The organism is Acetobacter oryzifermentans, assembly GCF_001628715.1.
GTDB classification, from domain to species: domain Bacteria; phylum Pseudomonadota; class Alphaproteobacteria; order Acetobacterales; family Acetobacteraceae; genus Acetobacter; species Acetobacter oryzifermentans.
This window is the reverse complement of sequence record NZ_CP011122.1, coordinates 102,447-116,245: the sequence shown is the minus strand read 5'-3', so window position 1 is coordinate 116,245 and position 13,799 is coordinate 102,447. Positions and strand designations below refer to the sequence as shown.

Annotated in this window: 18 protein-coding genes and 1 pseudogene; 12 read left to right on the top strand and 7 right to left on the bottom strand. The window is 51.3% G+C overall.

The window, feature by feature from the left end; all coding sequences use genetic code 11:
• Positions 1 to 18 precede the first annotated feature (18 nt).
• The 10 genes and pseudogenes from WG31_RS15670 to WG31_RS15355 form a co-directional block, all read left to right on the top strand.
• Positions 19 to 120 (top strand): annotated as a pseudogene (locus tag WG31_RS15670) (IS5/IS1182 family transposase); the annotation flags it as partial.
• 226 nt (positions 121 to 346) lie between these two features.
• The gene (locus WG31_RS14620; protein WP_280790767.1) at positions 347 to 1,822 is read left to right on the top strand and encodes an ATP-dependent nuclease; all 1,476 of its coding nucleotides are present in this window, start codon (positions 347 to 349) and stop codon (positions 1,820 to 1,822) included.
• 455 nt (positions 1,823 to 2,277) lie between these two features.
• Complete coding sequence (locus tag WG31_RS14615; RefSeq protein ID WP_231862534.1) at positions 2,278 to 2,541, top strand: toxin-antitoxin system TumE family protein; 264 nt, start codon at positions 2,278 to 2,280, stop codon at positions 2,539 to 2,541.
• The gene (locus WG31_RS14610; protein WP_003627483.1) at positions 2,529 to 2,909 is read left to right on the top strand and encodes an HVO_A0114 family putative DNA-binding protein; all 381 of its coding nucleotides are present in this window, start codon (positions 2,529 to 2,531) and stop codon (positions 2,907 to 2,909) included. Before WG31_RS14615 ends, WG31_RS14610 begins: the two co-directional genes overlap by 13 nt.
• A 25-nt stretch (positions 2,910 to 2,934) precedes the next feature.
• Positions 2,935 to 3,441: a hypothetical protein gene (locus WG31_RS14605; protein ID WP_003627485.1), complete on the top strand. Its 507-nt coding sequence runs from the start codon at positions 2,935 to 2,937 to the stop codon at positions 3,439 to 3,441.
• A 7-nt stretch (positions 3,442 to 3,448) separates the two neighbouring features.
• Entirely contained in the window at positions 3,449 to 3,814 is a 366-nt protein-coding gene (locus WG31_RS15890) for a type II toxin-antitoxin system RelB/DinJ family antitoxin (RefSeq protein WP_342446846.1), read from the top strand.
• Complete coding sequence (locus tag WG31_RS16160; protein ID WP_076026999.1) at positions 3,811 to 3,954, top strand: type II toxin-antitoxin system RelE family toxin; 144 nt, start codon at positions 3,811 to 3,813, stop codon at positions 3,952 to 3,954. Before WG31_RS15890 ends, WG31_RS16160 begins: the two co-directional genes overlap by 4 nt.
• Before the next feature lie 2 nt (positions 3,955 to 3,956).
• Positions 3,957 to 5,087, top strand: a complete 1,131-nt coding sequence (locus WG31_RS14595) for a Fic family protein (protein ID WP_020936729.1) — start codon at positions 3,957 to 3,959, stop codon at positions 5,085 to 5,087.
• An 11-nt stretch (positions 5,088 to 5,098) separates the two neighbouring features.
• On the top strand, positions 5,099 to 5,617 hold the full coding sequence (locus WG31_RS15720) for a hypothetical protein (RefSeq protein WP_020936730.1): 519 nt from the start codon (positions 5,099 to 5,101) through the stop codon (positions 5,615 to 5,617).
• 32 nt (positions 5,618 to 5,649) lie between these two features.
• The gene (locus WG31_RS15355) at positions 5,650 to 6,015 is read left to right on the top strand and encodes a hypothetical protein (RefSeq protein WP_020936731.1); all 366 of its coding nucleotides are present in this window, start codon (positions 5,650 to 5,652) and stop codon (positions 6,013 to 6,015) included.
• A 12-nt stretch (positions 6,016 to 6,027) separates the two neighbouring features.
• On the opposite strand, the gene WG31_RS14580 is transcribed toward WG31_RS15355, so the two are convergent.
• The 7 genes from WG31_RS14580 to folE all read right to left on the bottom strand — a co-directional run bounded on the left by WG31_RS14580 (position 6,028) and on the right by folE (position 12,482).
• Positions 6,028 to 7,074, bottom strand: coding sequence for a Fic/DOC family protein (locus tag WG31_RS14580; RefSeq protein WP_020936732.1), 1,047 nt, complete (start codon positions 7,072 to 7,074; stop codon positions 6,028 to 6,030).
• Entirely contained in the window at positions 7,071 to 7,364 is a 294-nt protein-coding gene (locus WG31_RS14575; protein WP_003626805.1) for a hypothetical protein, read from the bottom strand. The genes WG31_RS14580 and WG31_RS14575 overlap by 4 nt, the downstream gene beginning before the upstream one ends.
• Before the next feature lie 153 nt (positions 7,365 to 7,517).
• Positions 7,518 to 8,837 (bottom strand): plasmid replication protein RepC, encoded by a 1,320-nt coding sequence (gene repC, locus WG31_RS14570; protein ID WP_003626803.1) that lies wholly within the window; start codon positions 8,835 to 8,837, stop codon positions 7,518 to 7,520.
• A 729-nt stretch (positions 8,838 to 9,566) separates the two neighbouring features.
• The gene (locus tag WG31_RS14565) at positions 9,567 to 10,046 is read right to left on the bottom strand and encodes an MDR/zinc-dependent alcohol dehydrogenase-like family protein (protein WP_020936735.1); all 480 of its coding nucleotides are present in this window, start codon (positions 10,044 to 10,046) and stop codon (positions 9,567 to 9,569) included.
• A gap of 75 nt (positions 10,047 to 10,121) precedes the next feature.
• Positions 10,122 to 11,351 carry a zinc metallochaperone GTPase ZigA gene (zigA, locus tag WG31_RS14560; protein WP_035362737.1) on the bottom strand — a complete coding sequence of 410 codons (1,230 nt, stop codon included), beginning with the start codon at positions 11,349 to 11,351 and terminating at the stop codon, positions 10,122 to 10,124.
• A gap of 13 nt (positions 11,352 to 11,364) precedes the next feature.
• Entirely contained in the window at positions 11,365 to 11,874 is a 510-nt protein-coding gene (hisI, locus tag WG31_RS14555; protein ID WP_035362736.1) for a phosphoribosyl-AMP cyclohydrolase, read from the bottom strand.
• On the bottom strand, positions 11,871 to 12,482 hold the full coding sequence (gene folE, locus WG31_RS14550; protein WP_020936737.1) for a GTP cyclohydrolase I FolE: 612 nt from the start codon (positions 12,480 to 12,482) through the stop codon (positions 11,871 to 11,873). Before folE ends, hisI begins: the two co-directional genes overlap by 4 nt.
• A gap of 164 nt (positions 12,483 to 12,646) precedes the next feature.
• On the opposite strand from folE, the gene WG31_RS14545 reads away from it, so the two are divergent.
• On the top strand, positions 12,647 to 13,273 hold the full coding sequence (locus WG31_RS14545) for a DUF1826 domain-containing protein (protein ID WP_020936738.1): 627 nt from the start codon (positions 12,647 to 12,649) through the stop codon (positions 13,271 to 13,273).
• A complete protein-coding gene (locus WG31_RS15345) occupies positions 13,270 to 13,776 on the top strand; it encodes a Fur family transcriptional regulator (RefSeq protein ID WP_020936739.1) in 507 nt (168 codons plus the stop codon). The genes WG31_RS14545 and WG31_RS15345 overlap by 4 nt, the downstream gene beginning before the upstream one ends.
• The last annotated feature ends 23 nt before the right edge of the window (positions 13,777 to 13,799 follow it).

Below are 13,799 nucleotides of genomic sequence, written 5' to 3'. Positions count from 1 at the left end.
TTGTTCGTAGAGCCAAATCGCTGCCGACGTCTGAGCAAGGACTGGGAGTTCCTCAATCGCAATGCACTCACTTTCCTCCGACGGGCGTCAGTCCGATTGATGGTCAGAAAACTCTGTAATGGTAGATTAGATCTTGGACGGACACTTAGAAGAATGAGTGATCCGGAAACGGATATGATTAATAAGCTATATATAGTTCTTTTATTGCATTAGAAAATAACATAATAATAGCATTCATTCTATACTTGGCATATTATTTAGATTTTTCCTGTCCGATTTTTCTATTTTTTTATCAGCGAACAAAAGGTATAAAATTTTCTGCGGTTGAAATGAAAGGTATTTGCAAGTGACGGATTTTCTAAATGTATCCATAAAAAATCTAAGAAACGTATCTAATATGAATATAAGTATCAAAATATCGAATGGAGTATCTGCAGTTTGTGGTATAAATGGATCTGGAAAAAGTACATTATTTTCTGTATTGTCTAGATCTGTTTATAAAAATGCATTAAGAAGCTATTTTTCTAAAGATGGATCTGATCAAACGGAAATTGTCTTTGAATTTAATGGAAAAACAAACATATGGAAGAAAAAAATAAATTGGGTTAGAGAGGATAATGGAGATAGTGAAATATTTTTTAGCGGCATTTATGAAGCTAGTATAATTTTTGGAAATAGATTCTCTGATGCACAAACTTCAAGCAAAAGAAACTCCCTTCATATAAAACCCATTGACCTGTGTGACGCCGATGATTTCGTATATAAAAATTTGGGGAAAATACTAAAAAATTCAGAAATGTATTATGATCAGCTAAAAAAGGTTAAATCAAAAAAAAGAGCGTCTGAACTTGGATTTAAAGGTATACCTTACGTTCTTTACAAGAATGGTGAAACTATTCATCAAACAATGATGAGTTCTGGTGAGTTTCTTTTATTGGGATTGTTAAATTATATTTATGATCGAGTAAAATATAATAAGTCCAAAAATTTAAACCAAATCAGTCTAATTTTATTGGATGAAGCGGAGTTGGCTTTGCATCCCTCGGCTCAAGATAGGCTGATAATATTTTTAAATAAATTAAGTAAAGAAGAAAATTTATGTGTGATTTTCTCTACGCATAGCACCCAGATACTTGGAAGTATACATCCGAGCAACATATTTTACCTAGATAATAGCATTGATAATTCGACAAAAATAATAAATCCCTGCTATCCTGCATATGCTTCCAGAACAATTTATCGACCAGATGGATTTGATTTCGTAATCTTGGTCGAAGATGATTTGGCTAAAAATGTTGTAGATAAAATTTTGAATGACGAACAATTAAAGTCCGGTCGTTTAATTAGGATTCTTTCTTGTGGAGGCTGGGAGAAGGTATTGGATCTCCATAAGGAATTACAAATTTCGAAACTAGCCGGAGATCGCTGTCAAATTATTTCAATCCTAGATGCGGATATAAAAGATCAATGTGAGCAAAAAGCATCAATTTATGGAAATTTAAAAAAAACGTTCCTGCCAATAGAGAGTATTGAAAAATTTATATACAAAAACGCTATCACGTCACCAGACCAAGAGCTTATCAGGGCTATTGGAGACCAATTTTTCGCTGTTAGACCGTTTCAAGAGATAATTTCTGATTATTCTTCAGATGCAAGAACCAAACCGGATTCTACAGGAAAAAACTTTTTCACCGTTATGGTAGCCTGTGCTGAAGAACAGGGAATCGAAAGAATAATATTCAAGACAAAGATATGTGAGTTTATAGCGAAATCTGTTGATACAAATAGGTTTTCATCCACCGTGATCCGCTTGCTCACCTAAATTTTTTTGTCCGGTTTTTGATCTATCTTGTCGAAAACCGGACACTCCGTTTACCCCCCAAGATGGACATCATGTCAATCCTCGGCCTGAAACAAGTCCGACTAAGAACGGGCTTTTAACCTAATTAAGGGATTCCTTTTAACCTGATTAAGGTTACTTTTGGTGGGATTTGGCGGTGTGGAAGCCGGGATTCACCTAATTAAGGAATTTCGACACAAACCTTTTTTTCCGTGCGCCCTCCTACTTGCGATAAGTGGAATTAACGCAAGTATGTATGGGGAAGGGGGCTGTTTTTCATAAAAAGACGGGGTTTGAAGCTATATGTTATATAGGGTAAATCGTTCTTATAGTTGGTGTTATATCAGTGGTGCCCTCAGGCCAAGGATTCGTTGTTGTTGTGGACAACGACAACATCCTAAATTATAATCCAGTCTATGACGAAAGCCCGTTCCATCATGAAAGAGAAAATCACCCTTTCAGAACGGGTGTTTATCGAATTGGTGGTCTGGGAGGTTCCTTCTCCCTTGAGAGGCAGTTTGCACCACTACAAGTATCGTCTGGCTCTGATATCGGATGGCAAATGCGTTCTGCGATATGACAATGAGTCAGGAAAAGGAGACCATAAGCACATAGGAGCCGTAGAAGTTTCTTACACATTTCAAGATTTGCAGACCTTAAAAGATGATTTTTTGGAGGATGTGAGAGAATGGTTGAAATGAAAGACGTTCTGCGTAGCCAGAAGAAGAAAGAAATTCTTCTGATTGGTTTCGATGGTTTGGATGAAGTGGGCAAACGACTGGCTGCAGCGTTTGAAGGTAAAAAACAGGAGCCCCGTCATACATTCATAACGCTTGATCTCATGTGGAGAACACTGACACCACGTCGTCAGGAGTTGTTGCAGGTGATGTCAGGCCGAAAGCCCATGTCGATAAGAGGTCTGAGTAAGCTCATTGGACGGGACGTGAAAGCTACTCATGGTGATATTCAAGTCTTGTTGGCAGCAGGTCTGCTTGAAAAGATCGGAGATAAAGTCGTATTCCCTTACGATGGGTTCCATGTGGACTATGAATTGAAAGCCGTAGCTTAAATTATCAGGATTGATGAGGTTTAGGATGCCTTATGACTTGTCATGGAGCGAAAAAAGACTTCTCGTATGGAATATTCCTGCCGTCATCAGTGGTCTGATTGCAGCATGGTGTGTATTTACCAGCGATCTGGAATGGTCTTTGGTGTGGGAATGGCCGCTTCTGGTTGTAATGTGTGTCATGAGCATCAGCATGATGCTGTTTATGGTCGATTTGGACGGTGACACACCAATCCTCGATCGGTTGAGGCTGGTCTGTACTGACCGCATTTATGCTCCCTTTTTTGGAAGCATTTCGTTCGCATGGTTGTGGAATGTGTTTGCGCAAGGCTTTGCTTTCTGGAAGATCCAAACCACGCTTCCCCCGCCGGTCATCAGACAGATCACCAGTCTGGATTCAAAATTTCTGCATGACCCACTATGGGGCGATCTGAGCTGGTGGGCGTCTGATGCCTTCATGAAATCCCCTATTTACGCAGTTTTCGGGATTTTGGCGCTACATGTGGGCTATAGGCTGTATAATTATCAGAGATAGTCTCACAATGGTCTCTGATCAGGACGGTCCCTGTCGTTTTCCATGGGAACGACAGGAACGCAGCCCTTATTCATTTGCCTTTACAAACGTAAAGGCACAAACAGATGATGTGTTTGTTGGAGGACACATCATGGCTTCAATTAACCTGCGCATCGATGACAGTCTGAAGAAAGCGGCCTACGATCGTCTGTCAGAACTCGGCGTGACACCCTCAGATCTCATCCGCCAGACCTTTGAATATGTCGTCGCTACTGGCAAGCTCCCTGTCCGGCGCACTGTTGTATCGGATGACGGTCTGGAGCTCCTTGGCGTCGTTCGAGAGCGTCTTGCCTCGCCTGAACCGTCTCTTCCGGTTTCATTGGACGATCTGTGAGCTGCTATAAAATCAAACGTCGAGCTTCCGGATACCGGCTGGTGTATCAGGTTCATGACGGGAAACTCATAGTGCTGGTTGTTGCGATTGGACGCAGGGATGCCAATGAGGTTTACGACGATGCAACCCGCCGCGTCTGAGCATGTTCCGGACAGCCTCAGTTCAATCTTCTGACGGAAAGTTATACGAAAGCCTCACCCAGACGGCACTGGCTTTCGGCAGACTTGATCAGCGCCTGCATCATCATCCTCTCCTCCCTGCAATCCTGTTTCGGGAGCGGCTGGAAGCTGCAAGAGCCTGTGCAGCAGTTGATGGCCATCTCATAGATCCGTGGCGGTTAGCGGCAGAACTGGAAGGTTTGAGATCAGTACCACTCGGATGTGATATTTATGAACGCGGAACGTCTGTGGACGCTCTCCACGCTGCATTTGAGCAATATCAGTGGTTGGTTAGGCCAACAGATACGCAACGCAACGCCATAGAAGAGGCTTCAGGTTGGCTCAGCAAGTATCGTGTCAGATCAGGCCCTCTTCTTGGCTCTGCCCACGCCTTTCATGCCTGGATAGAAGCAGGACATGCTCGTGCCCCGATGCGCGCCGCTTTGATCCGCCACTGGCGCCTGACCAATGTTCTTCATTTTCCGCTTCCCCTTGTTGGAGCCAGATCCTTCGTACCGGAAGCACCTTGGAGCCCTTCAGAATGGCTCCCTTTTTTCCTGAACTGTCTGAATGAAGAGATCGCGGCCGTTGAGGACCGCACACGGACTCTGGAACAAAGCTGGCGTCAGGCCAGATCAAAATCGGGTGGCCAACGTCGCACCTCGCGCGCTGACAAGGTGATAGATCTGCTCACAGCCTATCCAGTGGTCTCGGCAACACGCCTCTCAGCCGAGCTCGGCCTGTCGCTCAAAGCTGCCTACATCTATCTGGAACGTTTTCTAGAAGAAGGGCTGATTGTTGAAGTCACGCATCGCGCGGCGCGACGTCTGTTCGCACTAAAAGATATGGAACCTCTCCGCGAGATCGTTCGTCCTCCCAAAAGATCCCAACCAGGCAGAAAACGTGGGCGACCGAGAAAAAAAGAAAGTCAGGAAACCTGTCCTCCAGATGAGAACGTGGACATCCGGCCGGTAGAGCCGGCGCCCACGTTTGCTCCCATTAATTATGAGGAACTGGAGCGTGCGATAGATCACGCAGAACGTCTCATCAGCCGCCATCGGCCGGCTCTGTTGCAAAGTTTTGAGCGATCTGAGGATCCGCCTCAAAACCAATAGCAGTTTCAGATATGAAACCAAACTTTGCAACCGAGCACTCAAGGGCGTACCATTGCGGCGCGACACCGGCCTATGGCGGGATCACCGTTGCGTTTTCATGGCCTGTCCTTCAGTATGCTGGCATGATGCGTTCACTCGTCCCCCTTTCCGTTCCAGGTCTTCTCCTGCTGTCGCTGCTCTCATCTGAACAGGCATACGCCGTCTGCATGGACATTCCGGGCCGTTATGATGCTGAGACCCGCCGTCTGGACGAGGCTCTTCAGGACTTTGCCCACAATTCCGGCTGTTTCGTGCATGTTCTGCCAGATCAGGAGCGCACCCAGTCTGCTCACTGGATCCATGGCCGTTACCGTCCCGCCGATGCTCTCGCAGCCCTTCTCGAGGGAACGTCTCTGAGGGCTGTCCGCACATCCGAAGGCTTTCGGCTTGAGTCCGTCACGCCAACTGGCACGTCATCCGATCAGGACGCGCGCAAACCCGCCCAGACAGACGGCTCCAAAGCGCAGCCAACGTCGCACCTCGTGCGCTGACAAGGTGATAGATCTGCTCGCAGCCCTATTCAGTGGTCTCGGCAACACGCCTCTCAGCCGAGCTCGGCCTGTCGCTCAAAGCTGCCTACATCTATCTGGAACGTTTTCTGGAAGAGGGGCTGATTGTTGAAGTCACGCATCGCGCGGCGCGACGTCTGTTCGCCCTGAAAGATCTGGAACCTCTCCGCGAGATCGTCCGTCCTCCCAAAAGGCCTCAACCTGGCAGGAAACGTGGGCGACCGGGGAAAAAAGAAAGTCAGGAAACCTGTCCTCCAGATGAGAACGTGGACATCCGGCCGGTAGAGCCGGCGCCCACGTTTGCTCCCATCAATTATGAGGAACAGGAGCGTGCGATAGATCACGCAGAACGTCTCATCAGACGCCATCGGCCTGATTAAGTTCAGCAGGAACTAGCCAAACTGCGGGCCACGTGATTTTGGGCTATTTGGCTGAGGGGGTGTTTCTTCCGGCCCAGAAAGTTTCTGGCTGGCCCGATTGAACCACGATGCTGGGGATCGTGTCTGTTCGGCACTCATACCTTGCACTGCTCGTTGATCGTCCTGCAAGTCAAGACTACGCACGGCAGCCCGCCCGATGGCATAAATGGCGTCACGTGCAGAACCGTCGCGGCCGGGGAGAACGGTCAGCTTTTCAATGCCCGCCTTTTGGGCTTGATCGATATGACGCAGAACGGCGCCAACCTGCGTGTCGCTTGCCAAAGCTTTCAGTTCTCCCCGTAAGCCCCTGAGTTCTTTCAACGTGGCACTATCTGCCTGGCCTGCGTTCAGTGTTCTGGTGGCCGCATCAATCCCGGATTGCAGTTCCTGGCGTGCTGGATCACGGAGCGACAGAGCTTCACGACGTGCCTGGTCGGGCGTCATTGTTCGGCCAGACTTAAATAACGTTGCGATGGCATGCATCATAAGACGCTCGTCATTGACTGCCGCTTTGCCGCAGGCTCTGTTCCATTGATCGTGATCGAGTTGGCTGAGGTCAAAATTATGGCCGGCGTTCCGAGCAAGGTGTGAGAGATGAAGCAGGGTGACCTGCTGGTTTCCTTGCCGAAAAGGCAGGATTTTATCCAAAGCGGCAATATGGGTGGCAGCTCCCCGCGCAAAACGGTCGGAAGAGAGATCCCGCAAACCATTATTGGCTTTCAGGTTTTGGAATACGCCTTGAACTGACTGGGAAATCCGGTCTGGATGAAGACCTTTCCGACCATCAACAGCGAGATCGCACGTCCGGTATTGACCGGCCCAGTCGTAGACATCCTGAAAGAGATGGTGATGCAAATCCTTAAGGGCGGACGTCGCGTTGGTATCCGTGGGCATGGTTATCGCACGGCTGAGATACCGGGTTGTTTCAAAAATGCGAAGGCGTTCAGCATTCTGATAGCCCTTCTTGTTCACGAGAACTTCCGTGCCAGGATAGAGATAAGGGTCGGTGACGGGCATCATTCATCTCCTTCCGTAGGGCGGATTGGTTCATCCAGTTCCTCATGAAGGCGTTGAAGAAAATCCATGAAAATTTCCACCGGTACGCATGCCTCAATAAGTAGGGTTGTAAGAGAGCTTATTTCGGCTATCTGACTGCGATCTGGCCTATCAAGTTCGCTCATGACGCACATCGCGTCCCGGATCAGGACCTTATAGAAAGACGTCATATCCGCAGAAACTGGCTCAAACGTCAGATTTGCTAATTCCTCTCGGTAACGCTCGACACGTGGAAAGCGTGTTGGTTCAAGCATGGTGCCCTCGGTCCTCCCGGTTGTGCCGAGCGAAGGGGGAAACATATCCCTTATCGTCTGCATCGTATGATCTCCTACGATCACGACTCAGCCAGAGCATGATGCGACCAAAAACACATTTTTTGCTTGAACTTGAAACCACCTGGTTGACGCTTACTGCACGACAGTCGGACCGTTTTTCAGCTTCTCCGCCAGCCCGTAGAGTGTACGATCCAGTGCGAGTTGACCCGACAGGTAGCGCGAAATCATGGCACGGAGCAGTCCTCCCGGTGAACGGACTTCTCCAGCATCTGTCCGTGCGGCAATTGCTGCGATCACCACTGCATTCGGATAGTCCCCAAAAACAGCTTGCCCCTGTGCCCAAGCATGTCTGGAAATTCCCAGCTGTTCGCACGCGTAGAGCGCTGCCTGGATGATCTGCGTCTCGGCCGGCCTATCGGAAGTGCAATACTGACGGAAAATCGGGGCAATATGCAGCACGAATGTCGGCTTGGCCCGGAATCCCCTCAATGGATCTGCCGCAGAAGGGGGTGGTGTCTGGTGTTCTGCAACACGGGAAGACGAGGACGGCCGACTACGCGTAGCTTCAATGCAATTTTCGGCGGAGCCGTCTGCTTTTACAGTAGCTTTAGCTAATATGGATGGGTTTGTATTAGTATATTGGGGTCGCTCAGGTGACCCCATGGGGTCACTTTCCACAGATAAAAGAGACGAAGCTTTGATCTCATCAGGTTGATGTTCTAGCTCTTGAAGATACGAAATGTCCCTCTCCAGCTGATCGTGAAGTTGGCGTAGCTCCTGACATATGGGGTCAAGCCACTGAGGATCGCGATCTGTCCCACGCTGACCGACCAACGCAGAGGTGCGAGCGAGTATCTGTTGTCTGTCTTTTACCGTGAGCCCTGCCTCATCAGCCGTCTGGAAAAGGGCATAGATAGTCCTGGCAATCATCGTGACTTCGCGATGCAGACGGCGACCTTCCTGTTGCCGCCACAGTGCCGTTTGTGCTGCGCGTTCCAAATCCTCAAATCGGCGGGCGAGCGGAGAAAGATCAAACCCGTAAGCCTGCTGTCCCCTTGGAGCAAACGGGCCTGATCGCCTGTATCGCTGTCCGTTGGGACTATCCCGGTAGAGAAGCCACCCAGCTTCGGCAAGTTCGCGCAACAGAGTTTTGACGCGGGTGCGGCCGAGGTCAAAGCGTTGCTGGATATCCAGATTGGAAGCCGTCGAGACGGGCAGAACATCGTCCTCACCTGACCAGTCGGCAGGTTGGGTAAATGCGATCAGATAACAGAGCAGTTCTGTCTGCTGGCATGTCAGGCCGAGAATCGACCGTCCTTGACGCAAATAGCGATAAAGGTCGCTCATTTCCACAGCCTGCAGCGGTAGGGCCTCAGCTGTTGCGCGCGCCGCAACCATGGCAGGCGTGATTTTCCTGATACCCGCAGAACGGGCATAATCTTCTGTTATCATTATTCTTTTTGTCCGACGAATGGGTTCAAAACCCCCGTCGCGCTCCTGACCCGCAGGACAAACGTCCCCTATGGCAAGAAAAGACTTGCAATTTTACGGCAAATGTCGGAGAAAAATTGTCGCCAAACTATTTTCATCCGACATCCCCTAGGGAATGTTTTTTGTGTCTGCAGGCCTCGCGAAAGCGGGGCCTCAGTCGTTTTTGGGGGAAACTATGTCATGGCTCATTCTTCCTCTCAGTCATACTGACGAACCAGGCCGCATTAGCTGCCCTATCCATCGCCTCTTACATATTCCTCACTGCACGATCTTTTCCTTTCAATAGGAAAAACCGATGCACACGAGACCTTTGGTTGGCGCACCCACTATGTGCTCGTCATGCGACAGGATGCACAATCAAGATGCGACCAACCACAAGGGCATAAATGTTTGAGACTGATTCCACAACAAACAGCACCACTATTTGTACAAAAACAAACACTTATGCCCAGAAAACTGAGACTGGACGGATACCGAAAGGGAGTCGTGAAATAACAAATTCCACCCCCCGGATTCTTGCAAGATGGTTTCCGAAAATTCACAAATCAAACATGCTGGTCAAAACCAGAAATGGCGGTACAGTCGCGGTTTTCAGCCACAATGGTTATCGCAGGATCAGTTCCTTGCATGAGTTTTAGCTCCGCGATGGCCGTATTAGTGGTCAGGTTGCTATATTGAGGATTAATCCACTCAGTTAGCCATGGTCTGTCTCCTAAAGATCGGCCAGAATTTCGCCAGGCAGGTCGTTGGAGAGTGTTTCCCTCGGTTGATAGTACATGACAGAACGAATGACCTCCCCCGATGTAGAAGATTAAATGCCGTATTGATCCAGTCATGCGTCATGTTGTGGGCGATATAGGGATCGACGCTGAATTTTCCCGCCAGCCATTCATCGACCATGCCGGGTAACGGCGAACACCCTTTTACCCTCCAAGGCCGTACCCCGGCAACACCGATGACCGTGCATTTCCCCCAGCCTTTATGGCCGCGCTTAAGGGCAGCGCGCATGACATCAACGCGACCGATCGCTTCGAAGGAATAATCCACTCCGCCGCCCATCATCTCGATGATCACCTTCTGGATCGGATCAGTATGATCGGTCGGTTTAACAAGATCGGTCGCTCGCAGATTTCGAGCCTTGGAAATCAACCAGATCAATCTCCAAGCCATATTGGGTTCTCACGCGATAACAGCTCGTATTTTCATAAGAAAGTCACTTTACGTAGATGCATCGCAATCACCCCTTCAAGCGTGCTCAAGATTTTCCGACTGGCGACGCCAGACCGGAAAAGGATCGGGCAGTCGTGCGTAGCGTAACGGCTCAAAAGGGGTATCTCCAAGATCCGGCACAAGACAAGCGTCAAGATCCCGGCGCAGTCCTGCTTCATCCATCTCCGCCGTGCCGATGAAGACGATTTCCTGCCGCCGGTCGCCATAGACGGAATCCCAGTTTCCCAGAACAAAATCCCGCCATTGATCGCTGTCTGGCCACTGGTTTTTCGGTATCGCGGCCCACCACAACCCCATTGCTTCGCTCCGCACAAGGGCTCCGGCCTGACTCATTTCTCCTACCCAGTCCGGGCGCGTGGCCAACCAGAAATGACCTTTGGCACGCACGACACCCGGCCAGTTCCGGTCAAGAAAAGCCTGGAATTTTGCGGGCTCGAACGGACGCCGCGCCCGGTAGACAAAATTATGGATGCCATATTCGTCCGTTTCGGGAACATGATTGGCAAACCCATAAAGTTCCTTGAACCACAACGGATGCTGGTGCGCCTTGTCGTAATCGAAGCGACCGGTATTCAGGATCCGTTCAACAGGAACCCGTCCCATATCGGTCTCGATGATGTCGGCGTCCGCATTCAGCGCGCGAATGATCTTCCGCGCCGCGTCCACCTGATCTGGCGTGGCGGTGGAAACCTTGTTGATGACCACGACATCGGCAAACTCGATTTGCTGGACAAGCAGATCGACCAGAGCACGCTCGTCGTCTTCCCCGGCTGTTTCGCCCCGATCCTTCAGAAAATCGCTGGAGGAATAGTCGCGCAGGAGATTGACCGCGTCCACGACCGTCACCATCGTATCCAACCGTGCGATATCGCTCAGGCTGACGTCATTCTCGTCACGGAACTCGAACGTCGCGGCGACTGGCAGCGGCTCTGCGATGCCTGTGGATTCAATGAGCAGATAATCGAATTTCCGTTCCTCTGCGAGCCGCCGAACTTCCTGCAACAGATCATCGCGCAGGGTGCAGCAGATGCAGCCATTGGTCATTTCGACCAGCTTCTCATCGGTGCGCGACAGATTGCTGCCACCATCGCGCACCAGATCGGCGTCGATATTGACCTCGCTCATGTCATTTACGATCACCGCGACCTTATAGCCTTGGCGGTTATTTAGCACATGATTGAGTAGGGTCGTCTTGCCCGCGCCCAGAAAGCCGGACAGCACGGTGACGGGAAGTCTGTTGTCCATGGTTTTTTCTCCTCTAAAGCTGTGTTGGGTTCGGAACGTCGCCATAGACAGCGACTGGATCGAAGGTCTTGTGCGTTTCGCAAAAGACGAGTTCAGCGGATGACGCCGAAACGACTTCATCAGCAGTGAGATCGACACGCCGGTAAAAACAGCTTCGATAACCCACATGGCAGTTCGCTCCTGTGCCCGCGGTGCGCACCCGCAACCAGACCGCGTCCTGATCGTCATCAATCCGCATTTCGATGACATGCTGGATCAGCCCGCTCGTGGCGCCTTTCCGCCAGAGACACTGGCGGCTCCGGCTCCAGTAATGCGCCTCGCGGGTTTCGATGGTACGGGCGAGCGCTTCGGCGTTCATGACGCCGACCATCATGACATCCCCGCTCTCCGCGTCCGTCGTGACCACGCTCAGCAATCCGCTAGCGTCAAAACGCGGGGCAAGATCGGTTCCTTCCTCGACCTGCTCGATAGAGACACGAGGCTGGAACGCTGTTGATGCAGAGGGGAAAGTTTCGCCCATCATACGCCCCCTATTCCCACCATAGCGAAGAACTGGCGACGCAAAGGTTCCGAGGTCTTGAACTCGCCTAACAGGCGACTGGTGACCATGCTCACGCCCGGCTTACGCACCCCACGTGTGGTCATGCACTGGTGCGCCGCGTCGATCACCACCGCAACGCCGCGCGGCTGCAGAACACTCTGGATTGTGTCGGCGACCTGGGCTGTCAGTTTTTCCTGAATCTGGAGGCGATGGGCAAAGACGTCCACGAGCCGCGCCAGCTTGCTGATGCCGACTACCCGCCTGTCGGGCAGGTAAGCCACATGCGCCTTGCCAATCAGTGGAATGATATGATGTTCACAATGGGATTCCAGCCGGATGTCGCGCAGCACCACCATTTCATTGTAGTTTCCGGTTTCTTCGAAAGTCCGCTCCAGAAGGGCGACCGGATCGTCCTGATATCCCTCGAAAAACTCTTCATAGGCCCGCACCACACGGCCGGGCGTGCCGACCAGTCCCTCACGATCAGGATCGTCACCGGTCCAGGCGAGCAGAGTCCGCACGGCTTCTTCCGCCTGAGCCCGTGTCGGTCGCACCCGGATTTTTCGGGGCGTTTCAATCAATGTGTCCATTCAGTCCTCGTCCCGGCATTGACTATGTTATGTTATAATATAACATTATGAACATCGCCCACTTCTCGTCAAGCGCCGGAGCCATGCCGTCTTCCACACAGCAACATCCCGTCTCGATGAACATGCCCCCGTCAGCGCGTGCGCCGCAGGAGAGTCCCGGTGTCATGCTGTTCATGGAGAGTTGGCCCGCAGCGAAAGTCGATACACCAGAAGACGCCGCTCTTGGCTGTCCCGCACCGCATGTAGTCGCCTGTGCCCACGCGGCCGTTGTGATGGATCTGCAACGGCCAGATGTTGATATGGTCGTATGGGGCCGCAGAGTTCCAGCAGCTTGGGAGAAGTCGGTCACAGGCTGGTCGGGCTCCCCGTCTCCTCTCACTCTCTCCGGCATGCCTTCGGAGATCGCGGATTACCTTGCAACCCCGGCTGTGCTTCAGGATTGGCCTCCCGTCATTCTGACGGATGTCGTGGATCTATCCTCTCTGTTCGCTGCTTTGACGGGAGGCATCCGACAGCACATCCGACTGATGGCCTCCCTCAGTAGTGATGCAATATTCGAACTTCCTCCTGATGCGCTCAGGCTGATCTGCGGCTATGGACGCACCGGGGCGGAATGGTGCAGCAATCAGGACCCGAAGAGCGGCATCGTTAGTACCCTGTCGCCTTTCGCCGTTGCGTTTATCAAGGGAGCTGCTGAAGGCGAACCTGGCTGCCTCCATCGTCTCCCGGCCAGTGACCCAAACGGTGCGATTCCGGGGCCAATCCTTGTGATGGATACGGTTTCCCGATGAAAGAACATGTCACGCATCCTTCTCGCGGCGTCCATCAGGTTTCCAATACCCGAAATGGCCGGACCACCTCTTTGCTGAGTGATGTGCTCGACGCGCTGACTAAGACAGATTTGCCGTTATCGGCTTATGATATCCTCCGGTGTGTCAGTCATCCAGATCGCCGCCGAGTTGCCCCGCCTACAATTTATCGAGCCCTGGAAAAGCTGATCGCTGACGGGCTCGTCGGGCGGCTCGAAAGTCGAAATGCCTTCGTGCGGATCCGGACAGGCGATCCGTCGCGCCTCGTCTACTGTATCTGCGACCGATGTGGCGCCGCACAGGCGGTGGAAACCACGTCATCGTGCCAGCAGATCGACAGCGCAGCCGAGACCCTTGGATTCCAGGTCAGGCACCGGGTGATGGAAGTGCAGGGCGTCTGCGCTCAGTGCAGTACCTGTCCTTCTTTCTCGTCCGCGTTGCAACGCCCCCAACAGAACGATCTTCCGACACGCGCCCCCAAATGAGCCGCTGCCCTCTCATCGCCCTT

Coding starts and splice junctions, on each gene's coding strand:
- repC (WP_003626803.1), bottom strand. CDS start 8,837: ATGATAACAGAAGATTATGCCCGTTCTGCGGGTATCAGGAAAATCACG.
- zigA (WP_035362737.1), bottom strand. CDS start 11,351: ATGGACAACAGACTTCCCGTCACCGTGCTGTCCGGCTTTCTGGGCGCG.
- WG31_RS15720 (WP_020936730.1), top strand. CDS start 5,099: ATGAAACCAAACTTTGCAACCGAGCACTCAAGGGCGTACCATTGCGGC.
- hisI (WP_035362736.1), bottom strand. CDS start 11,874: ATGATGGGCGAAACTTTCCCCTCTGCATCAACAGCGTTCCAGCCTCGT.
- WG31_RS14615 (WP_231862534.1), top strand. CDS start 2,278: ATGAAAGAGAAAATCACCCTTTCAGAACGGGTGTTTATCGAATTGGTG.
- WG31_RS14610 (WP_003627483.1), top strand. CDS start 2,529: ATGGTTGAAATGAAAGACGTTCTGCGTAGCCAGAAGAAGAAAGAAATT.
- WG31_RS14575 (WP_003626805.1), bottom strand. CDS start 7,364: ATGCTTGAACCAACACGCTTTCCACGTGTCGAGCGTTACCGAGAGGAA.
- folE (WP_020936737.1), bottom strand. CDS start 12,482: ATGGACACATTGATTGAAACGCCCCGAAAAATCCGGGTGCGACCGACA.
- WG31_RS14565 (WP_020936735.1), bottom strand. CDS start 10,046: ATGGCTTGGAGATTGATCTGGTTGATTTCCAAGGCTCGAAATCTGCGA.
- WG31_RS15890 (WP_342446846.1), top strand. CDS start 3,449: ATGGTCTCTGATCAGGACGGTCCCTGTCGTTTTCCATGGGAACGACAG.
- WG31_RS15345 (WP_020936739.1), top strand. CDS start 13,270: ATGAAAGAACATGTCACGCATCCTTCTCGCGGCGTCCATCAGGTTTCC.
- WG31_RS14545 (WP_020936738.1), top strand. CDS start 12,647: ATGCTGTTCATGGAGAGTTGGCCCGCAGCGAAAGTCGATACACCAGAA.
- WG31_RS14595 (WP_020936729.1), top strand. CDS start 3,957: ATGTTCCGGACAGCCTCAGTTCAATCTTCTGACGGAAAGTTATACGAA.
- WG31_RS14580 (WP_020936732.1), bottom strand. CDS start 7,074: ATGATGCCCGTCACCGACCCTTATCTCTATCCTGGCACGGAAGTTCTC.
- WG31_RS14605 (WP_003627485.1), top strand. CDS start 2,935: ATGCCTTATGACTTGTCATGGAGCGAAAAAAGACTTCTCGTATGGAAT.